The following is a 14,547-nucleotide window of genomic DNA, read 5'->3' on the forward strand; positions in this document are numbered from 1 at the left end:
TTGGTCTTCCGCGGCGAGCCCGCTGTTCAGCGCAACGAGCTTGGCGGCGGTTCCGTGCGTCGCCGATTCCGGAATGTTCAGAATGGCTCTGGAGATTCCTCGATTTTTCTGCACAGCCGTGTGGACCACCTCTCTGGAGCTACGGACTCAGCTGGTGACGGCCTTGTGCATCGCATTCCACATCTCCAACTGGATGTCCAGCGTCTCCGTCGCGGCGGCGGCGATGGCCGCCACGTCCGCCTTGCTGTGACAATTGTTCACCACGCACTTCTTGGCGTCCGCGGCATGGCGCTCCTCGACCCCCGCGTCGCCCACGTGGACGTTGAAGTAGATCTCGACGTCGTGCACGAACTTGTCCTGCGGGAGGACCTTGTTGGTGTTGCGGAACGCCGTACGGCAGATCTTGAGCATCCGGTCGGCGTGGGACTCCAGCGCCATCGCGACGCCCAGCATGCTGTGGTAGCTGGTGACCAGCAGGTCCAGGGTGCGCCGACGGTATTCCAAGGTCTCCGGGATGACGAGCTTGCTGTCCCGCGCTTCCTTCACCAGCATCGGAGCCACGCCGAACTCGACCTGACCGTGCAGATTGTGGGTGTTCTCCATCAGCACCTCGTGACAGTGCGCCGCGTTGCCGTCGCCGGTCTCCTCGTTGAGGATGTGCGAGAACAGGACCAGGGTGTCCATGTCGTCGTGGGCCGCCGCCTGGGCGCACACGTGGGCGATGCCTTTCACGGTTCCTTCGGTGCGGTGGTAGAAGTTCGCCCGGTGGAACTCGAACGATTCGCCGGTCCAGGGCGTTCTCTCAAGGTGCTTGAAGTACTCGTTCTCGTAGACCGGGTGCCGGTCCAGGTCGTCGATGAGTGAGGTGACCGAGTCATGGATGGCCGAGCCGGGAAACGTTGTCATTCTCGTATCCACTCCTGTTTCAGGCGCGATTGACTGGCATGACGACTTTGCCGAGCAATGGAGCAGGGAACGCACAGGGCCGAGGCGGGGATCGGATCGAAAAGAAGGTGAATTCATCCGTCCGCTTCATTACGGCACGGGATGGGTGGCGCATCCATTCTTCTACTCGCCGAAATCCCTGCCGACCTGCCGCGGTCATCGTGTCCGACGGCTCTCCAGCTCCACAGGGCAGAAACCGGCCATTGGTCGAAGATATGCCAGATGAGTAGGCGCGCACCGGAGTCGCGCGGAAAGCGTGACGCGGCTGGTCTGCGGAAACGCATGTGTCCACTGGGCGTCAACAACGCATATCACGACAGGGGCTTCGGTAGGAATCAGGACAGCGATCGCGAGAGCGCCGAGCAGTGAACTCCGCCCGGTCGCGAACGTGTTCTGGGCGAAGGTGACCACCGGGGAGCGGCACCGCGCCTCAACTCCGGGTTTCCGCCATCGACGGGACCGGCGATCCGAGTGGGCGCGTGTCCGGCCGGCTGGCCGGCGGCCGGACGGCCTGATTGCGCTCTTGCCGTCAATGTGCGAGCGGCGACATGGTGACGGCGTTCGGGTCGGAACACACTCCGACGTACTCTCCTCGCTCTCCGCCCCCCTGCCAGCCAAGTCAGCGACCTCTGCGTGAGGAGCGGGGCCAACCGGGGCCAACCGGGGCCGGCCGGTTCGATGCAGCGGATCCGGCTGGCTGGGGGGCCGGAACCACCCGGCGGAGGCAGACCTCTCAAGCGGCTCGCGGGGGTCAGGCCGGGCTGTGCTCCGCGGGGGCGTCGTAGACCAGGCCGTACCGCCAGAACAGGCGACGCCGGATCCAGGCGCCGGGCAGTTCCTGGGCGGCCGCAGCCCGGACGTCCGCCAGAGTCTCCCGCGGCGCGGTGGTGGGCGCCGTCATGTGCAAGGGCAGCGTGCCGGCGCGGGCCGGATGCTTGACCAGCCCCATGACCGGATTCAAGAGCAGGGCCAGCAGGGAGACGAGCAGATCGACGCGCGCGGCCTCCCGATAGCAGCCGACGACCACGAGACGCCCACCTGGAGCGAGACAGCCGCGCAGTTCCCGCAAGGTGGGCACCAGCGGCAGGTGATGCAGGACGGCGACCAGGGTGACGGCGTCGAAGCACCGGTGCGGGTCGCGCCCGGCGAAGTCGGCTTCGACGATGGTGACCGCCGGGTCGTCGGCGAAGCGCTTCGCCGCCGCGCGGGCCATCCCGGGGTCGGGTTCAAACCCGGTGACAGTGACCGCCCGACGACGCAGAAGCGCGGCAAGATTCCCCGCACCGCACCCGACATCGAGGACATGGTGGGCCTTGGACGCAGCCACCCGGCGGGCGATCCAGGGGCCGTAATGGTCGTTGTGGCTCCATGGGTGCCGCTGATTGAAACGGTGGAGGTAGGAAAGTAACGCCATGGGGTCACGGTAGACAGGAACGGCACCTCACCGGGAGTGGTCCTGGCCGGCGGACGGCGGCCGCGTTCCAGATCGTGGTCAGCCGCATGGGGGTTCAAGAGTGCGAGCGTCACACCGCCCGGGATCGCTCCAGCAGCTCCACGACCTCCGCGTGAGGCATGCCGGGCTCCCGCCAGCCACGGGCCCAGTACAGCGCGCTGCCGCCGGTGCCTTCGTGCTCCTTCAGCTCAGGGTCGGCACCATGAGCCAGCAGTAACCCCACCATGGCGGTATCGGCATGGGTGGCTGCCGCCGCCAGCGGGAGCCCGTCGCGAGGGCCATGGGACTCCAGATTCGGCGACGCTCCGGCCGCCAGCAGAAGCTCCGCACAGCGGACCTCGCCCTGCGCCACGGAAAGATACAAAGCAGTCCCACCGTCCGGGCGCCGATCGTCCGGCGCGGCACCCAGACGCAGCAGACGGGCCAGCCCTCCCACTCGGCCTTGCTCTGCCGCCTCGCACAGGCGTCGGGGGAGCTTCTTGCGCTGCCTGTTGTTCACAATGCTCCTTACCTTGAAGCAAGGGTTCGGCCGGCCGTGCACCGCGGCCTGCCCCGTCGCTCACTTGAACACACTGCGGAACGTGCCGTGATGGGCCCGGTACCGTTCCTGATCGGTGAGCAGGAGTGAGTCTGAACGTCACTCTGTGCCGCGTTCTCGGCAGCCTTCTCGCTCTTGCCCGTTCCACTCTCCCTTGAACTGCTTGTTGCCGAAGAAGGCGCGAGGATGTCGTCGACTGGGAGGGCCGATTCCGTACGCCTCTCCAGGAGTTCACCTCGTCGCCCCGGCCTCTGGACGGCATCCCGCCCTTCGTCTGGCACGGCTCCGTCCGCAGCCCCGAGATCGCCGAACAGGCCGCGTACTACGGCGACGGCTTCTTCGCGAACAACCTCTTCGGACCCAAGGATCACTTCCAGGAACTGATCAGCCTCTACCGCCGCCGCTACGCCCACTACGGTCACGGCACCGAGGAGCAGGCCATCGTCGGGGTCGGCTGCCACGTCTCCCTGCGCGAGAACTCCCAGGACGCCATACGTGAGTACCGCCCCTACTTCGACAACTCCCCCGTCTACGGCGGCGGCCCGTCGATGGAGCAGTACATGGAGCAGACCTCGCTCACCGTCGGCAGCCCGCAGGAAGTCATCGACAAAACGCTGACGTTCCGCGACCACTTCGGCCACTACCAGCGCCAACTGTTCAATATCGACATGGCCGGCCTGCCGCTGAAGACGGTCCTCGAACAGCTCGACCTGCTCGGCTAGGAGGTCATCCCCGTACTGCGTAAGGAGATGGACTCCGCACGCCCCAGCCATGTTCCGGAGGCCCCCACCCACACCTCCCTGCTCGCCGAGCGCACCGGGCACTCCGTGCAGACGGACAAGTGAACGCGACCGGCGCGTTCAGCCGCGGCACCTCACGGTCGTATCCCGGACAAAGGCAATGAGCTCCCTGCCCAGGAAGCCCGGGTCGCGCACCGGAATCAGTTGATCCATCGCGGTGTTGACCCTTCCGTTCGTTCCCTTCCGTTCCCTCCGTTCCGCTCCGCTGTCTGTGACCGAAGGTGCCTATCTTGTCCTCCAGCTCCGCCAGCTCCTCCAGCTCCGTTAGCTCCTCCAGCTCCTCCAGCTCCTCCCGCGAAACCGGCGTCCGGGCCGCGCAGGTGCTCGACCGTCCGTTCTCCCTGGGCAGCCTCGCCCTGCGGAACCGGATCGTGATGGCACCGATGACCCGGCAGTTCTCACCCGGTGGTGTACCGGGGCCCGACGTGGCGGAGTACTACGCCCGCCGCGCCGCGGGCGGTGTGGGACTGCTCATCACCGAGGGAACGTACGTCGACCACCCCTCGGCCGGTACCAGTGACCAGGTGCCGCGGTTCCACGGTGAAGACGCACTCGGCGGCTGGGCGCATGTTGTCGAGCGGGTGCACCAGGAGGGCGGCCGGATCGTCCCGCAGCTCTGGCACGTCGGTATGGCCAGGGCCGCCGGGGCGCCGCCCTTCCCGGACGCCCCGCGCGTCGGGCCGTCCGGCCTGGACATGGAGGGCGGGGAAACCGGCCACGCGATGACCCAGGCCGACCTGGACGATGTCGTCGCGGCCTTCGCTGCCGGTGCGGCCTCGGCGGAACGGCTCGGGTTCGACGGCATCGAGCTCCATGGTGCCCACGGTTACCTCATCGACCAGTTCCTGTGGAAGGGCACTAACCGGCGCACCGACGCCTACGGTGGCGATCTCCGCGCCAGGACTCGTCTCGCGGCCGAGATCACGGCAGCATGCCGACAGGCGGTGTCGCCCGACTTCCCGATCATCTTCCGGATGTCCCAGTGGAAAATGGGCAGTTACGACGCCAAGCTCGCCGAGTCGCCGCAGGAACTCGACGCCCTGCTCGCCCCGCTGAGCGAGGCGGGCGTGGACTCCTTCCACTGCTCGACGCGCCGGTACTGGCAGCCGGAGTTCGAGGACTCGGACCTCAACCTGGCCGGCTGGGTCAAGAAGCTCTCCGGCAAGCCCACCATCACGGTCGGGTCGGTCGGCCTCGACAACGAGTTCACCGCCGCCTTCCAGGGCACGCGTGGCGAGATCACGGCCATCGACCAGCTGCTGGACCGGCTGGAGCGCGACGAGTTCGACCTCGTGGCGGTCGGCCGGGCGCTGCTCGGCGACCCCACCTGGGCGGCGAAGGTCCTGGAGGGACGCACCGACGAGCTGGTGCCCTTCGAGGCAGATCTGCTCAAGGCGCTGCACTAGCCAGGGCGTTGTCCGGTCGGTCTTGCCGATAGCTGCTGGGCGACAGCTCCTGGGCGATCTGGCTTCCTTTTCGTACGGTCGGTCGTCGCCTGCGCGCGAGGACCGACCGTACGGACACGGCTCTCAGGCCCTGACCTGGACAAGCGCGTGCGTGCCGCTCGTACGCCAGGGCATTCCGCTGTCTTCGAGGCCGGTCAGCGTGCCGGGATCGAGGCCGACGATCACGTCCGACTTGAGGGTCCGTAGTGCGGCCACAGGTCCGGGGAAGTATGCGGTGCGGTCGGCGAACGAGGTCGTCGGCGCCCAGGACCGGTCGCCGACGAGCCGCCGGTAGTTCAGATCGCCCTTCACGACGGTCACCGTGGCTTCCGCGAGGTCCTGTCGGAGATCGTCGGGCATCGCGCTGTACGGGAGCGGCGCGCGGAAGAAGTCATGGGCGTCCACCACGAGGCGCCCCGTCGCCAGAGCGGACCAGAGACGCTCGCCGGCCTCGGCGGCGTACCCGGAGGCGTGGCCGAGTCGGCGCAGGCTGTCGATGACGTCCGTCATGGTCGCGTCGGAGACGTAGTACGGATACGGCTTGACGTGCAGGACGGCCCGGCCGGCCCGGCCGGTGCGCAGGAGGTGGTCCAGCAGGAGGAGGTCGGGGATGAGCTCCCGGCCCGCGTTGTCCGCCACCAGGTGCACCGGGGCGCCCGCGCCGGTGGGCAGCAGGGACCACAGCCGGGCCGTGTCGTCAGCCACGAGATGGGGGTCGACCCCGCCGGTGTGGGTGGCGTCGGAGGAGAGGCTGAAGCCGAGGTCGGCTCGGTTGCCCCACAGCGAGGCGCCCAGCAGTGCGTCCGCCTGGTCGCCGTCGGGCTGTCCGGTGAGTCCGTCCAGGGCTGTGAGTTCGTCGTCCACCACCGTGCCGCGCAGTTCGGCCCCCTTGAAGGGCGCGAACGGGTCGATGCCCTGCCAGGGTCCGACCGTGAAGTACCCGACGGCTTCGAGGAGTCTGCGGTAGAAGAAGCTCTCGGCCCACAGGAACGGTACGTCGAACCAGGACCGGCCGAAGTGCTCGTGTCCCCAGGCCTGCCACTGGCCCTGATCGTGGGCGTCCGGGGCCAGCGGCTGGATCACCCCGTCCGTGATCTCCTTGAGAAGGGCGTCGAGAGACCGGTGCTGAGCGGGGCCGTACGGGAAGGCGTCGCGTACCTGCTGGATGAGCGCCGGATGGCGGTTGGCCAGTACTCCCCAGGCGAACGAGCCCGGCTCGTTGCTCAGGATCACGGGTGCGTCGTCTGTTCCGGGGGTTCCGGGCATCGCCTTCACGTCCTCCTCGATTGTTCGGCCGCCATCGACCAGACGTCGACCGCGTATCAGCTCGCCACCGCGTCGGCGGTCACGCGACAGGGGTGACAGGGATGATCAGTTCGGGTCGGTCCCACATCACGGCCGGCGGATTCGCGGCCTCGGTGCCCGTCCGCCGCCCGCCCACGCTGAGATAGAAGCCCTCGGCCGGCGGGTGGGAGACGACCCGCACACCGTCGAGCCCGGCATCGCGCGCCTGGCCCATCATGTGCTCGACGAGCCGGCGGCCGATACCGCGCCCCTGCGCGTCGTCGGCGACGAACATCAGGTCGAGTTCCGGTGGCGCGAGCACGAGTGAGTAGAAGCCGAGCAGCCGGGCGCTGGCGTGGACGTCGGCGCTGCCACCGGCCTCGGCTGCGCTGGCTCCGGCACCCGCACCCGCATCTCCCTCAACGGCCACGAAGACCCGATGGGTCTCTATGTAATCGGGGCCCACACGGTACCCGGCGATCATCGGCGCGTACGGGCCCTCGTATGCCCCGGACCGCTGGACGAGCCTGGTGAGCCGCTTGGCGTCCCGTGCGGTCGCCCGCCTGATCGACACGGTCCCGCCGCGCACCCTGCCGCCGCCCACATCCGTAACGCGTGAAGTCATGTTCGACATCCATTGGAGTTCGTCCCAGCTGCCCCCATGGGAGTGGGCAACGGTTCCTCCACACGGTAGTCCCCCTGGGGGAAGTGTCCCCGCGTCTCAGTCCACCAGCAGTCCGGCGTCGTGTGCCAGGACCGCGAGCTGTACGCGGTTGGTACGGCCGGTGCGCGTGAGGATGCGGCTGATGTGCGCCTTGACGGTGCTCGCGCTGAGATGCAGCCGGTCCGCGATCTCCGTGTTGGACAGGCCGGTACCGAGCAGCCGCAGCACATCCCGCTCGGCGGTGGTCAGGTCCTCGGTCCGGCGCTGGGCCGCGTCGGTGTCGGGCCCGGACAGTACGTGCCGTTCCAGAAGCCCTCGGGTGATGCGTGGGGCCAGCACCGGATCGCCGCTCGCAGCCACCCGTACCGACCGGATCAGCTCGACCGGACCGGTGTCCTTGAGCAGGAAGCCGGTCGCGCCCACACGCAGCGCGCGCGTGACGCTCTGCTCCTCGCCGAAGGCCGTCAGCATCACCACGTGCGTACGGGGGGAGGCATGGGCGATGTCCTCGGCGGCGGCGATTCCGTCCCTGCCCGGCATCTGGATGTCGAGCAGTGCCACATCGATGTCCTGACCACGGCACGCCGCGACCGCCTCATGGCCGTCCGCCGCCTCGGCCACGACCTCGATGTCGTCCGCGTTCTCCAGAATCAGGCGGATCCCGGCACGCATCAGGGTCTCGTCATCGGCGATGAGTACTCGGATCATCGGCTTATCTTAGGACCGCTATCGCCAGAAACACGACCAGGAAGATCACGGTGGGCAGCACCACAAGTGCCGCCACGCAGCCCGCGCCCAGCAGACGCGGCCAGGTCAACGCCTCGGCGGACAGTGGCGCGTAGACCTCGGTTTGTACGGCGTCGATCGACGGGGCGTCGCTGGAGAGAGAGTTGACCGGCGCGGAATCCACCGACGGCGCAGTGGCAGCGAATGCCACTGCCCCGGCCGGGACGGACGGCAGCCGGGCGGCGACCCGGAATCCGCCCTTGGGCACCACGCCCGCGACGAACGACCCGCCGAGCAGCCTGACCCGCTCGTCCAGCCCGGCCAGCCCGCTCTGGTTCCCGGCCAGGGCGTGACCTGTCACGCGGGGCACTTCGTTGGTGACGGAGACCTCGATCCGGCCGTCGGCGTTGCGGACCTCGACCAGGGTGGGCGCCCCCGCCGCGTGCTTCAGTACGTTGGTCAGCGCCTCGCGCACCACACGGTGCACGGCCTGCCGGGTGCGCGGGCCCGCGTCGGGCGTGTCCGGCCCGGCCCAGGTCAGCTCGACCGTGACACCCGCCTTCCGCGATTCCGCCACCAGCTCCGCTATGTCCTCGCGAGTGCCCCGGTTCCCTTCGGGGGACTGCGTCGTGAGCTCCTCGCTCCGCAGCACGCCGAGGATCTCGCGCAGCTCGTTCATCGCCGAACCGGCGGTGGTGCGCAGGAGTTCGGCCTGTCCGGCCAGCGGCGGCGCCTGCCGCGCGGCGGTCAGTTCCAGCGCCCCCGCGTGCACCGAGATCAGGCTCAGCCGATGGCCGAGCAGGTCATGCATCTCTCCGGCGATCCGCGCACGCTCCTCCATCCGCGCGGCGGCGGCGGTCAGTGAACGGGCCTGTTCCAGATAGGCGTTGCGCTCGCGCAGCAGCCTGACCAACGGCCGCCGACGGCCGAGCAACGTCCCGGAGAGCGCCGGGAGTACGAGCAGAAGGAGCACGGACAGCACGCGGCCGGCCAGTTCCAGGAGCAGCGAAGGGGCTTCGCGCACACCGGCGAATGCCGACAGGGACAGGGCGAGCGCACCGGTCACCAGGACGGCCCGCCACGCTCGGCGCGACGGCGTGATGTCCCGGGTCGCGGACAGCACGATCAGGGGTATCGCCACCAACGTCCACACGTTGTGGCCGACGAGCAGCGGAGCGGTTCCCAGTACGGCCAGGACCGGCCAACGGCGCCGTACGGGGACCAGCAGCGCCGCCCAGCATCCTTCCAGCACCGCCGGTACCGGCCGGTCCGGGTGCACCGCCAGCAGCGGCAGCAACCCGATGGTCGCCACCAGCAGACCGGCCGTGGCCTCGGCGATCACCGTACGGCGCGGGGCCGCGCGCAGAGCGGCGCTTCCCGTCCGGGCCTCGCGTACCACCGCCCGCCACGTACGTTCGAGTACCTGCGACACGACCGCTCCCGTTCCTTTTCCTGGCCTTACCCGTAGAACCATGATGCGGCGGCCGGCAGGCCGGACCGGACGCCGCGCTGCCGGACCGTAACCCTCGCTGTGCCGCACCGGCCACAGCGGGTCCCTGGGTCACCCGCCCAGCCGGAGGACGAGCTGCCTGAGCAACTCGGCCGGATCCGCGCCCCCTTCGCGGAGCAGCCGCGAGGGCAGGGAGCCGTTGCCGGACTCATCCTTGTCGGCGCCGTTCCCCTCGCCCTCCACGGTCGCCTCGCCCGCCACGTTTCCCTCGCCCGCGCCGTCTCCCTCGCCGTCGGCGAGCAGCGCGGCCAGCAGGTGTACGGTGCCGACCGCACGGGAGCCGTGCTCGGCGGCCAGCAGGCGAGCCGCGGCTATCACCCGTTCCGTCTCCGTCGAGTACGGCACCTCGGCGGTCACCGGAGCCGGTTCGGCCTCGATGGCCCCGGCGATCAGCGTGCTCGGCCGTACCCCGTGCGAACGCATCAGCGCGGCGGCGGTGTTGAGGGGCACTATGCCCTCGGGGAGCGACCGCCCGGCGACGGTCAGCGCCCGGTCCAGCCCCTGGATCGCCAGCAGCAGATCGACCGGCTCGACCTCGCGCCGGCCGCACCGTACCGCCTGGCGGTTGGCCTCGCTCCGGACCGCGAGCAGGACCGGCGACCCGTCACCGGCTGCCCGGGACATCCACGACATCAGGGCCCGGGTCCACCATGTCCCACGCTCACCCAGCAGTCCGGCCCGCCGCAGCAGTACGACGGTCCGGGACTCCGGTCCGGGCGTCCCGGCCTCGGCCACCGCCTGCGCGTCGAGTGCCGAGGCCGCGCTGGTCAAGTCCACGCGCCGCAGCTTCAGGGCCTCCACCGCCCGGCTGCCGGGAAGGTCCAGCAGTACCCGGGCCACATGACGGCAGCGCACACCGGGAGTTCCCTCCTCGCGCGCCAGCCGCAGGGCCCGGAGCAGGCAGCTTCGCAGCGCCTCGGACGGCTCCGGCCAACCGTCCCAGCCGTCCGGCAGCGAACGCGAGTAGTTCTCGGCGGCGAGCCACTGCGCCTCCCGCCACGCGGCGGTGACCTCGACCTCGTCCTCGGGGGCCGGCGCCGCACCGTCGTCAGCGTGTTCGTGATGAACCCAGACCCCGTCCTCGCGGGCGGCGACCACGCCGCTCAGCGCACCCGCGTCGCTGACGCCCGGAGCCAGCGCGGCACCGGCCTCGGTGTCGCCGCGTACCAGCGCGAAGAGCAGGTGTTCGGTGCCCACCGTCCGGATCTCCAGCCGGGCCGCGCGGCGCAGCATCCGCACCAGCGTCTCCATGACGTCGGACTCGATCTCGACGCTCGGCGCATCCTCGACGTCGGCGTTCACGGCAGGTGTCGGTCGCTCTCTCGTCATGGGTTCCCCTTTGTTGGACTGCGGACTGCGGACTGCGGACGGTCACCGAACCCGTCTGCGACCGACGCTAGGTGAGTGCCTCACGTCCGCACGTCGGCCGACCGGCCACAGTCACTGTCCGATCGGCCATGATCCGCGGGCCGATCGGCCGGACGGCCCGCGGAACGCGCCCCGGGGCCGGTCCGCCCGGTCCGCCCGGTCCGCCGGGTCCGCCCGAACCGCCGGGGCACCTGCCGCCCCCGGGCCATGTTCGTCCCTCCCGGCCCGTTGACCTCTCCATAACACGCCCTTACCGTTTCGGCGTTCGGAATCACAGATGACGTTCGACACGTCGAACGGTGACCTCCGCCCCCACAAGGGAGACTGCATGAGCCGCAGTGAAATCCCCAGCCGCAGGGTGGTGTTGAAGGGAGCCCTGGCCGCGGGCGCCCTCACCGCCGCGCCCGGCCTCGCCCACGCCGCCCCACCCGGCTTCAGCTACCGCAACCCCCTGGTAGAGCAGCGCGCCGATCCGTACATCCACCGTCACACCGACGGCCGTTACTACTTCACGGCCACCGCTCCCGAATACGACCGCATCATCCTGCGCCGCTCCCGCAATCTGCGGGGCCTGGCGAACGCCGAGGAGTCGGTGATCTGGAAGAAGCACACGAGCGGCGACATGGGCGCGCACATCTGGGCGCCGGAGATCCATCACATCGACGGGAAGTGGTACATCTACTTCGCGGCGGGCCGCGCCGACGACGTGTGGAAGATACGCGTCTGGGTCCTGGAGAACGAGAACCCCGATCCCTTCCAGGGCACCTGGACGGAGAAAGGGCGGATCACCACCGCCTGGGACACCTTCTCCCTCGACGCCACCACCTTCACCCACCGGGGCACCCGCTACCTCGCCTGGGCGCAGCACGAGCCTGACATCGACAACAACACCGGCATCTTCCTCTCCGAGATGGCGAATCCGTGGACTCTGACGGGCCCTCAAATCCGGCTCACCACACCGGAGTTCGACTGGGAGTGCGTCGGCTTCAAGGTCAATGAGGGCCCGGCCGTCATCACACGCGGTGGCCGTGTCTTCATGTCGTACTCGGCGAGCGCCACGGACCACCACTACTGCATGGGTCTGCTGACCGCCGACGCCCGTGACGACCTGCTCGACCCCGCGACCTGGACGAAGTCCCCCGAGCCCGTCTTCAGCAGTCATGAGGCGACGGGGCAGTACGGTCCCGGCCACAACTCGTTCACCGTCGCCGAGGACGGGCACACCGACGTCCTCGTCTACCACGCCCGGCAGTACAAGGAGATCAACGGCGACCCGCTGAACGACCCCAACCGCCATACCCGTATCCAGAGACTGGGCTGGAAGCAGGACGGCACACCGGACTTCGGGGTCCCCGTGGCCGACTCACCGGTGCGCGACGTCCGGGCGACGACGCGGTACACGATGACGGCGTTCACCAACAGCAGCGAATCCAACATGTACGTGTACCAGTCGGCGGACGCGCTGACGTACTCCCTGCTGAAGGGGCCCGCGTACACCCCGCCCTCCGGGCTGATCCGCGATCCGAGCCTGATCAAACACACCGACGGCTACTACTACATCGTCTACACGACCAACTGGACCGGGAACACGATCGGGTTCGCCCGCAGCAGGGACCGTACGAGCTGGCAGTTCTTCGCCCAGCACACCCTGCCGGTGAGCGGGCTCGCCCGTACGTGGGCACCCGAGTGGTTCGTGGACGTGGACGGCAGCGTCCATGTCGTCGTATCGCTCGACACGACCAACACCTCGGTCTTCCGCCCGCATCTGCTCACCGCGACCAACGCGTCCCTGACCGCGTGGACGACTCCGCAGCCGGTGGCGGGCCTCGACCGGGCCAACTACATCGACACCTTCGTCGTCCGGGACGGCGGCAAGTACCACGCGATCACCAAGCAGGAGACGACCAAGTACCTCGAACACGCTGTCGCCGACCGTCTCGCGGGCCCCTACACCTTCACCGGTACGGGCAATTGGGCGGGCTGGGGCAGCTGGCGCGAGGGCCCGGCGCTCGTACGGCTGGACAACGGCGGCTGGCGGATCTACTTCGACGGCTACGCGGAGAAGAAGTACTACTACAGCGACAGCCTGGACGGGCTGCGCACCTGGACGCCGATCAGGCAGCTGCCCCAACTGTCGGGCTTCGCCCGCCACTTCACCGTGCTGAGAGAGCAGGTCTGAGATGAGACGTGTACGCACACTGCTGCTCACCCTCGGCGTCGCTCTCGGCCTCGTTCTGGGCCTCGGCCTCACCTGGCTCCCGCTCCCCGCGAACGCGAGCACCGCGCGGGACCTGGACCGGGGCACCGCGCGCGTCACCGACCGGGGCACCGCCCGCGTCACCGACCGGGGCGGCGACCAGCTGACCGACCGGGACGCCACGCGGGTCCCCGGCCGGCGCGTCGCGGGCCCGGTGACCGTCACCAGCGGAACCCAATTCACCGACACCACAGGCGGGTTGGTGCATGCCCATGGTGGCGGGGTACTCAAAGTCGGTGCCTGGTACTACTGGTTCGGCGAGAACCGCAACGCGGACAACTCCTTCCGGTATGTCTCCGCGTACCGTTCCTCGGACCTCAAGAACTGGGAGTTCCGCAAGCACGTCCTGACCCAGGCCACCGCCCCCGAACTGGCAGACGCCAATATCGAGCGGCCGAAGGTCGTCTACAACGCCACGACCCGTCAGTTCGTGATGTGGATGCACAAGGAGAGCGCCACGGACTACAGCCAGGCGCGCGCCGCCGTCGCCACGTCGTCCACGGTCGACGGCGACTACACCTGGAAGGGCAGCTTCCGGCCGCTCGACGTCCATATGTCCCGGGACATCACCCTCTTCACGGACACGGACGGCACCGGCTACATGGTGTCGGCCGCCCGCGAGAACTACGACCTCCAGATCTACCGGCTCACGGCCGACTACACCGCCATCGCCGGCCTGGTCGCCAACCCCTGGCCGGGCGGCCACCGCGAGGCTCCGGCGCTCTTCAAGCGGAACGGCGTGTACTTCATGCTGACCTCCGGCGCCACGGGCTGGAGCGCCAACCAGCAGCAGTACGCCACCGCCACCTCGGTCGCCGGGCCGTGGAGCGCGATGCGGAACGTGGGCGACTCGACGACGTACAACTCGCAGACCACGTACGTCCTGCCGGTCCAGGGCACGTCGGGGACCTCGTACCTCTATATGGGCGACCGGTGGGGCAACTCCTTCGGCAGGACCGTCAACGACTCGCGCTACGTGTGGCTGCCGCTGGCCTTCCCGACCACTACCTCCATGACCATGAACTGGTACCCGGAGGTCACCATCGACACCACGGCGGGCACGGTCTCGGGGTCGGGCGGTCCCTACGAGACGCTGACCGCGCGGCACAGCGGCAAGTGCGCGGACGTCCCGGGGCAGTCGATCCTCGAAGGTGCCGCGCTCTCCCAGTACGCCTGCAACGGCGGCGGCAACCAGAGGTTCTGGTTCAAGAACACCGGCGCCGGTTACGTGTGGCTGATGGGCCGGCAGAGTTCGCTCTGCCTCACCGAGACCGCCGCCGATGTCCAGCAGCAGGCGTGCGGCGGGGCATCCGCGCAGCAGTGGAAGGTGACCGCGACCAGCGGCGGGTACGTCACGCTGACCGCGCGCGCGAGCGGCGAATGCCTTGACGTCTCGGCCGCGTCCACGGCCGACTCGGCCAGGCTCATCACGTACACGTGCTCGGGCGCCACCAACCAGCAGTGGCAGAGGGCCGCCTGAGCCCCGCGTGAGCCGTAAGGCATGACACGGCGCCCCGGTCGAGTACGGACGCGGACGGGGCGCCGTGTCATGCGCCC

11 protein-coding genes and 2 pseudogenes are annotated in these 14,547 nt (G+C 69.2%); 5 read left to right on the top strand and 8 right to left on the bottom strand.

All coding sequences use genetic code 11. The annotated features are described in order from the left end of the window. Positions 1–147: 147 nt before the first annotated feature. The 3 genes from ACIQD6_RS18730 to ACIQD6_RS18740 all read right to left on the bottom strand — a co-directional run bounded on the left by ACIQD6_RS18730 (position 148) and on the right by ACIQD6_RS18740 (position 2,897). The gene (locus tag ACIQD6_RS18730; protein ID WP_401883867.1) at positions 148–906 is read right to left on the bottom strand and encodes a hypothetical protein; all 759 of its coding nucleotides are present in this window, start codon (positions 904–906) and stop codon (positions 148–150) included. Between the two features lie 790 nt (positions 907–1,696). Next, positions 1,697–2,359: a class I SAM-dependent methyltransferase gene (locus ACIQD6_RS18735; RefSeq protein ID WP_401883868.1), complete on the bottom strand. Its 663-nt coding sequence runs from the start codon at positions 2,357–2,359 to the stop codon at positions 1,697–1,699. Positions 2,360–2,468: 109 nt separating this feature from the next. Then, a complete protein-coding gene (locus tag ACIQD6_RS18740; RefSeq protein ID WP_401883870.1) occupies positions 2,469–2,897 on the bottom strand; it encodes an ankyrin repeat domain-containing protein in 429 nt (142 codons plus the stop codon). Positions 2,898–3,115: 218 nt separating this feature from the next. Here ACIQD6_RS18740 and ACIQD6_RS18745 point away from each other — a divergent pair. Next, positions 3,116–3,781, top strand: a pseudogene (locus tag ACIQD6_RS18745) (LLM class flavin-dependent oxidoreductase); the annotation flags it as partial. A 275-nt stretch (positions 3,782–4,056) separates the two neighbouring features. After that, positions 4,057–5,142: an NADH:flavin oxidoreductase gene (locus ACIQD6_RS18750; RefSeq protein WP_401883872.1), complete on the top strand. Its 1,086-nt coding sequence runs from the start codon at positions 4,057–4,059 to the stop codon at positions 5,140–5,142. Positions 5,143–5,265: 123 nt separating this feature from the next. Here the strand turns inward: ACIQD6_RS18750 and ACIQD6_RS18755 are convergent, their stop codons facing one another. From ACIQD6_RS18755 to ACIQD6_RS18775, 5 genes are all read right to left on the bottom strand, one after another. Continuing rightward, positions 5,266–6,447 (bottom strand): damage-control phosphatase ARMT1 family protein, encoded by a 1,182-nt coding sequence (locus tag ACIQD6_RS18755; protein ID WP_401883874.1) that lies wholly within the window; start codon positions 6,445–6,447, stop codon positions 5,266–5,268. Between the two features lie 79 nt (positions 6,448–6,526). Further along, complete coding sequence (locus ACIQD6_RS18760) at positions 6,527–7,090, bottom strand: GNAT family N-acetyltransferase (RefSeq protein WP_401883876.1); 564 nt, start codon at positions 7,088–7,090, stop codon at positions 6,527–6,529. Positions 7,091–7,186: 96 nt separating this feature from the next. Beyond that, positions 7,187–7,837 carry a response regulator gene (locus tag ACIQD6_RS18765; RefSeq protein ID WP_401883878.1) on the bottom strand — a complete coding sequence of 217 codons (651 nt, stop codon included), beginning with the start codon at positions 7,835–7,837 and terminating at the stop codon, positions 7,187–7,189. A gap of 4 nt (positions 7,838–7,841) precedes the next feature. After that, positions 7,842–9,287: a sensor histidine kinase gene (locus ACIQD6_RS18770; RefSeq protein WP_401883880.1), complete on the bottom strand. Its 1,446-nt coding sequence runs from the start codon at positions 9,285–9,287 to the stop codon at positions 7,842–7,844. A 129-nt stretch (positions 9,288–9,416) separates the two neighbouring features. Then, positions 9,417–10,694, bottom strand: coding sequence for a Clp protease N-terminal domain-containing protein (locus ACIQD6_RS18775; protein WP_401883881.1), 1,278 nt, complete (start codon positions 10,692–10,694; stop codon positions 9,417–9,419). Positions 10,695–11,061: 367 nt separating this feature from the next. On the opposite strand from ACIQD6_RS18775, the pseudogene ACIQD6_RS18780 reads away from it, so the two are divergent. From ACIQD6_RS18780 to ACIQD6_RS18790, 3 genes and pseudogenes are all read left to right on the top strand, one after another. Next, positions 11,062–12,114 (top strand): annotated as a pseudogene (locus ACIQD6_RS18780) (family 43 glycosylhydrolase); the annotation flags it as partial. Between the two features lie 54 nt (positions 12,115–12,168). After that, the gene (locus ACIQD6_RS18785; protein ID WP_401884427.1) at positions 12,169–12,912 is read left to right on the top strand and encodes a glycoside hydrolase family 43 protein; all 744 of its coding nucleotides are present in this window, start codon (positions 12,169–12,171) and stop codon (positions 12,910–12,912) included. Between the two features lies 1 nt (position 12,913). Beyond that, positions 12,914–14,470 carry an RICIN domain-containing protein gene (locus ACIQD6_RS18790; protein ID WP_401883882.1) on the top strand — a complete coding sequence of 519 codons (1,557 nt, stop codon included), beginning with the start codon at positions 12,914–12,916 and terminating at the stop codon, positions 14,468–14,470. Positions 14,471–14,547: the final 77 nt, after the last annotated feature.

It is taken from the genome of Streptomyces sp. NPDC088400, from assembly GCF_044753355.1.
In the GTDB taxonomy this organism is placed as follows: domain Bacteria; phylum Actinomycetota; class Actinomycetes; order Streptomycetales; family Streptomycetaceae; genus Streptomyces.

Excerpts from the sequence above, each read along its gene's own strand:
- ACIQD6_RS18735 (WP_401883868.1), bottom strand. The coding sequence starts at position 2,359 with ATGGCGTTACTTTCCTACCTCCACCGTTTCAATCAGCGGCACCCATGG.
- ACIQD6_RS18790 (WP_401883882.1), top strand. The coding sequence starts at position 12,914 with ATGAGACGTGTACGCACACTGCTGCTCACCCTCGGCGTCGCTCTCGGC.
- ACIQD6_RS18755 (WP_401883874.1), bottom strand. The coding sequence starts at position 6,447 with ATGCCCGGAACCCCCGGAACAGACGACGCACCCGTGATCCTGAGCAAC.
- ACIQD6_RS18785 (WP_401884427.1), top strand. The coding sequence starts at position 12,169 with ATGTACGTGTACCAGTCGGCGGACGCGCTGACGTACTCCCTGCTGAAG.
- ACIQD6_RS18765 (WP_401883878.1), bottom strand. The coding sequence starts at position 7,837 with ATGATCCGAGTACTCATCGCCGATGACGAGACCCTGATGCGTGCCGGG.
- ACIQD6_RS18730 (WP_401883867.1), bottom strand. The coding sequence starts at position 906 with ATGACAACGTTTCCCGGCTCGGCCATCCATGACTCGGTCACCTCACTC.
- ACIQD6_RS18760 (WP_401883876.1), bottom strand. The coding sequence starts at position 7,090 with ATGACTTCACGCGTTACGGATGTGGGCGGCGGCAGGGTGCGCGGCGGG.
- ACIQD6_RS18775 (WP_401883881.1), bottom strand. The coding sequence starts at position 10,694 with ATGACGAGAGAGCGACCGACACCTGCCGTGAACGCCGACGTCGAGGAT.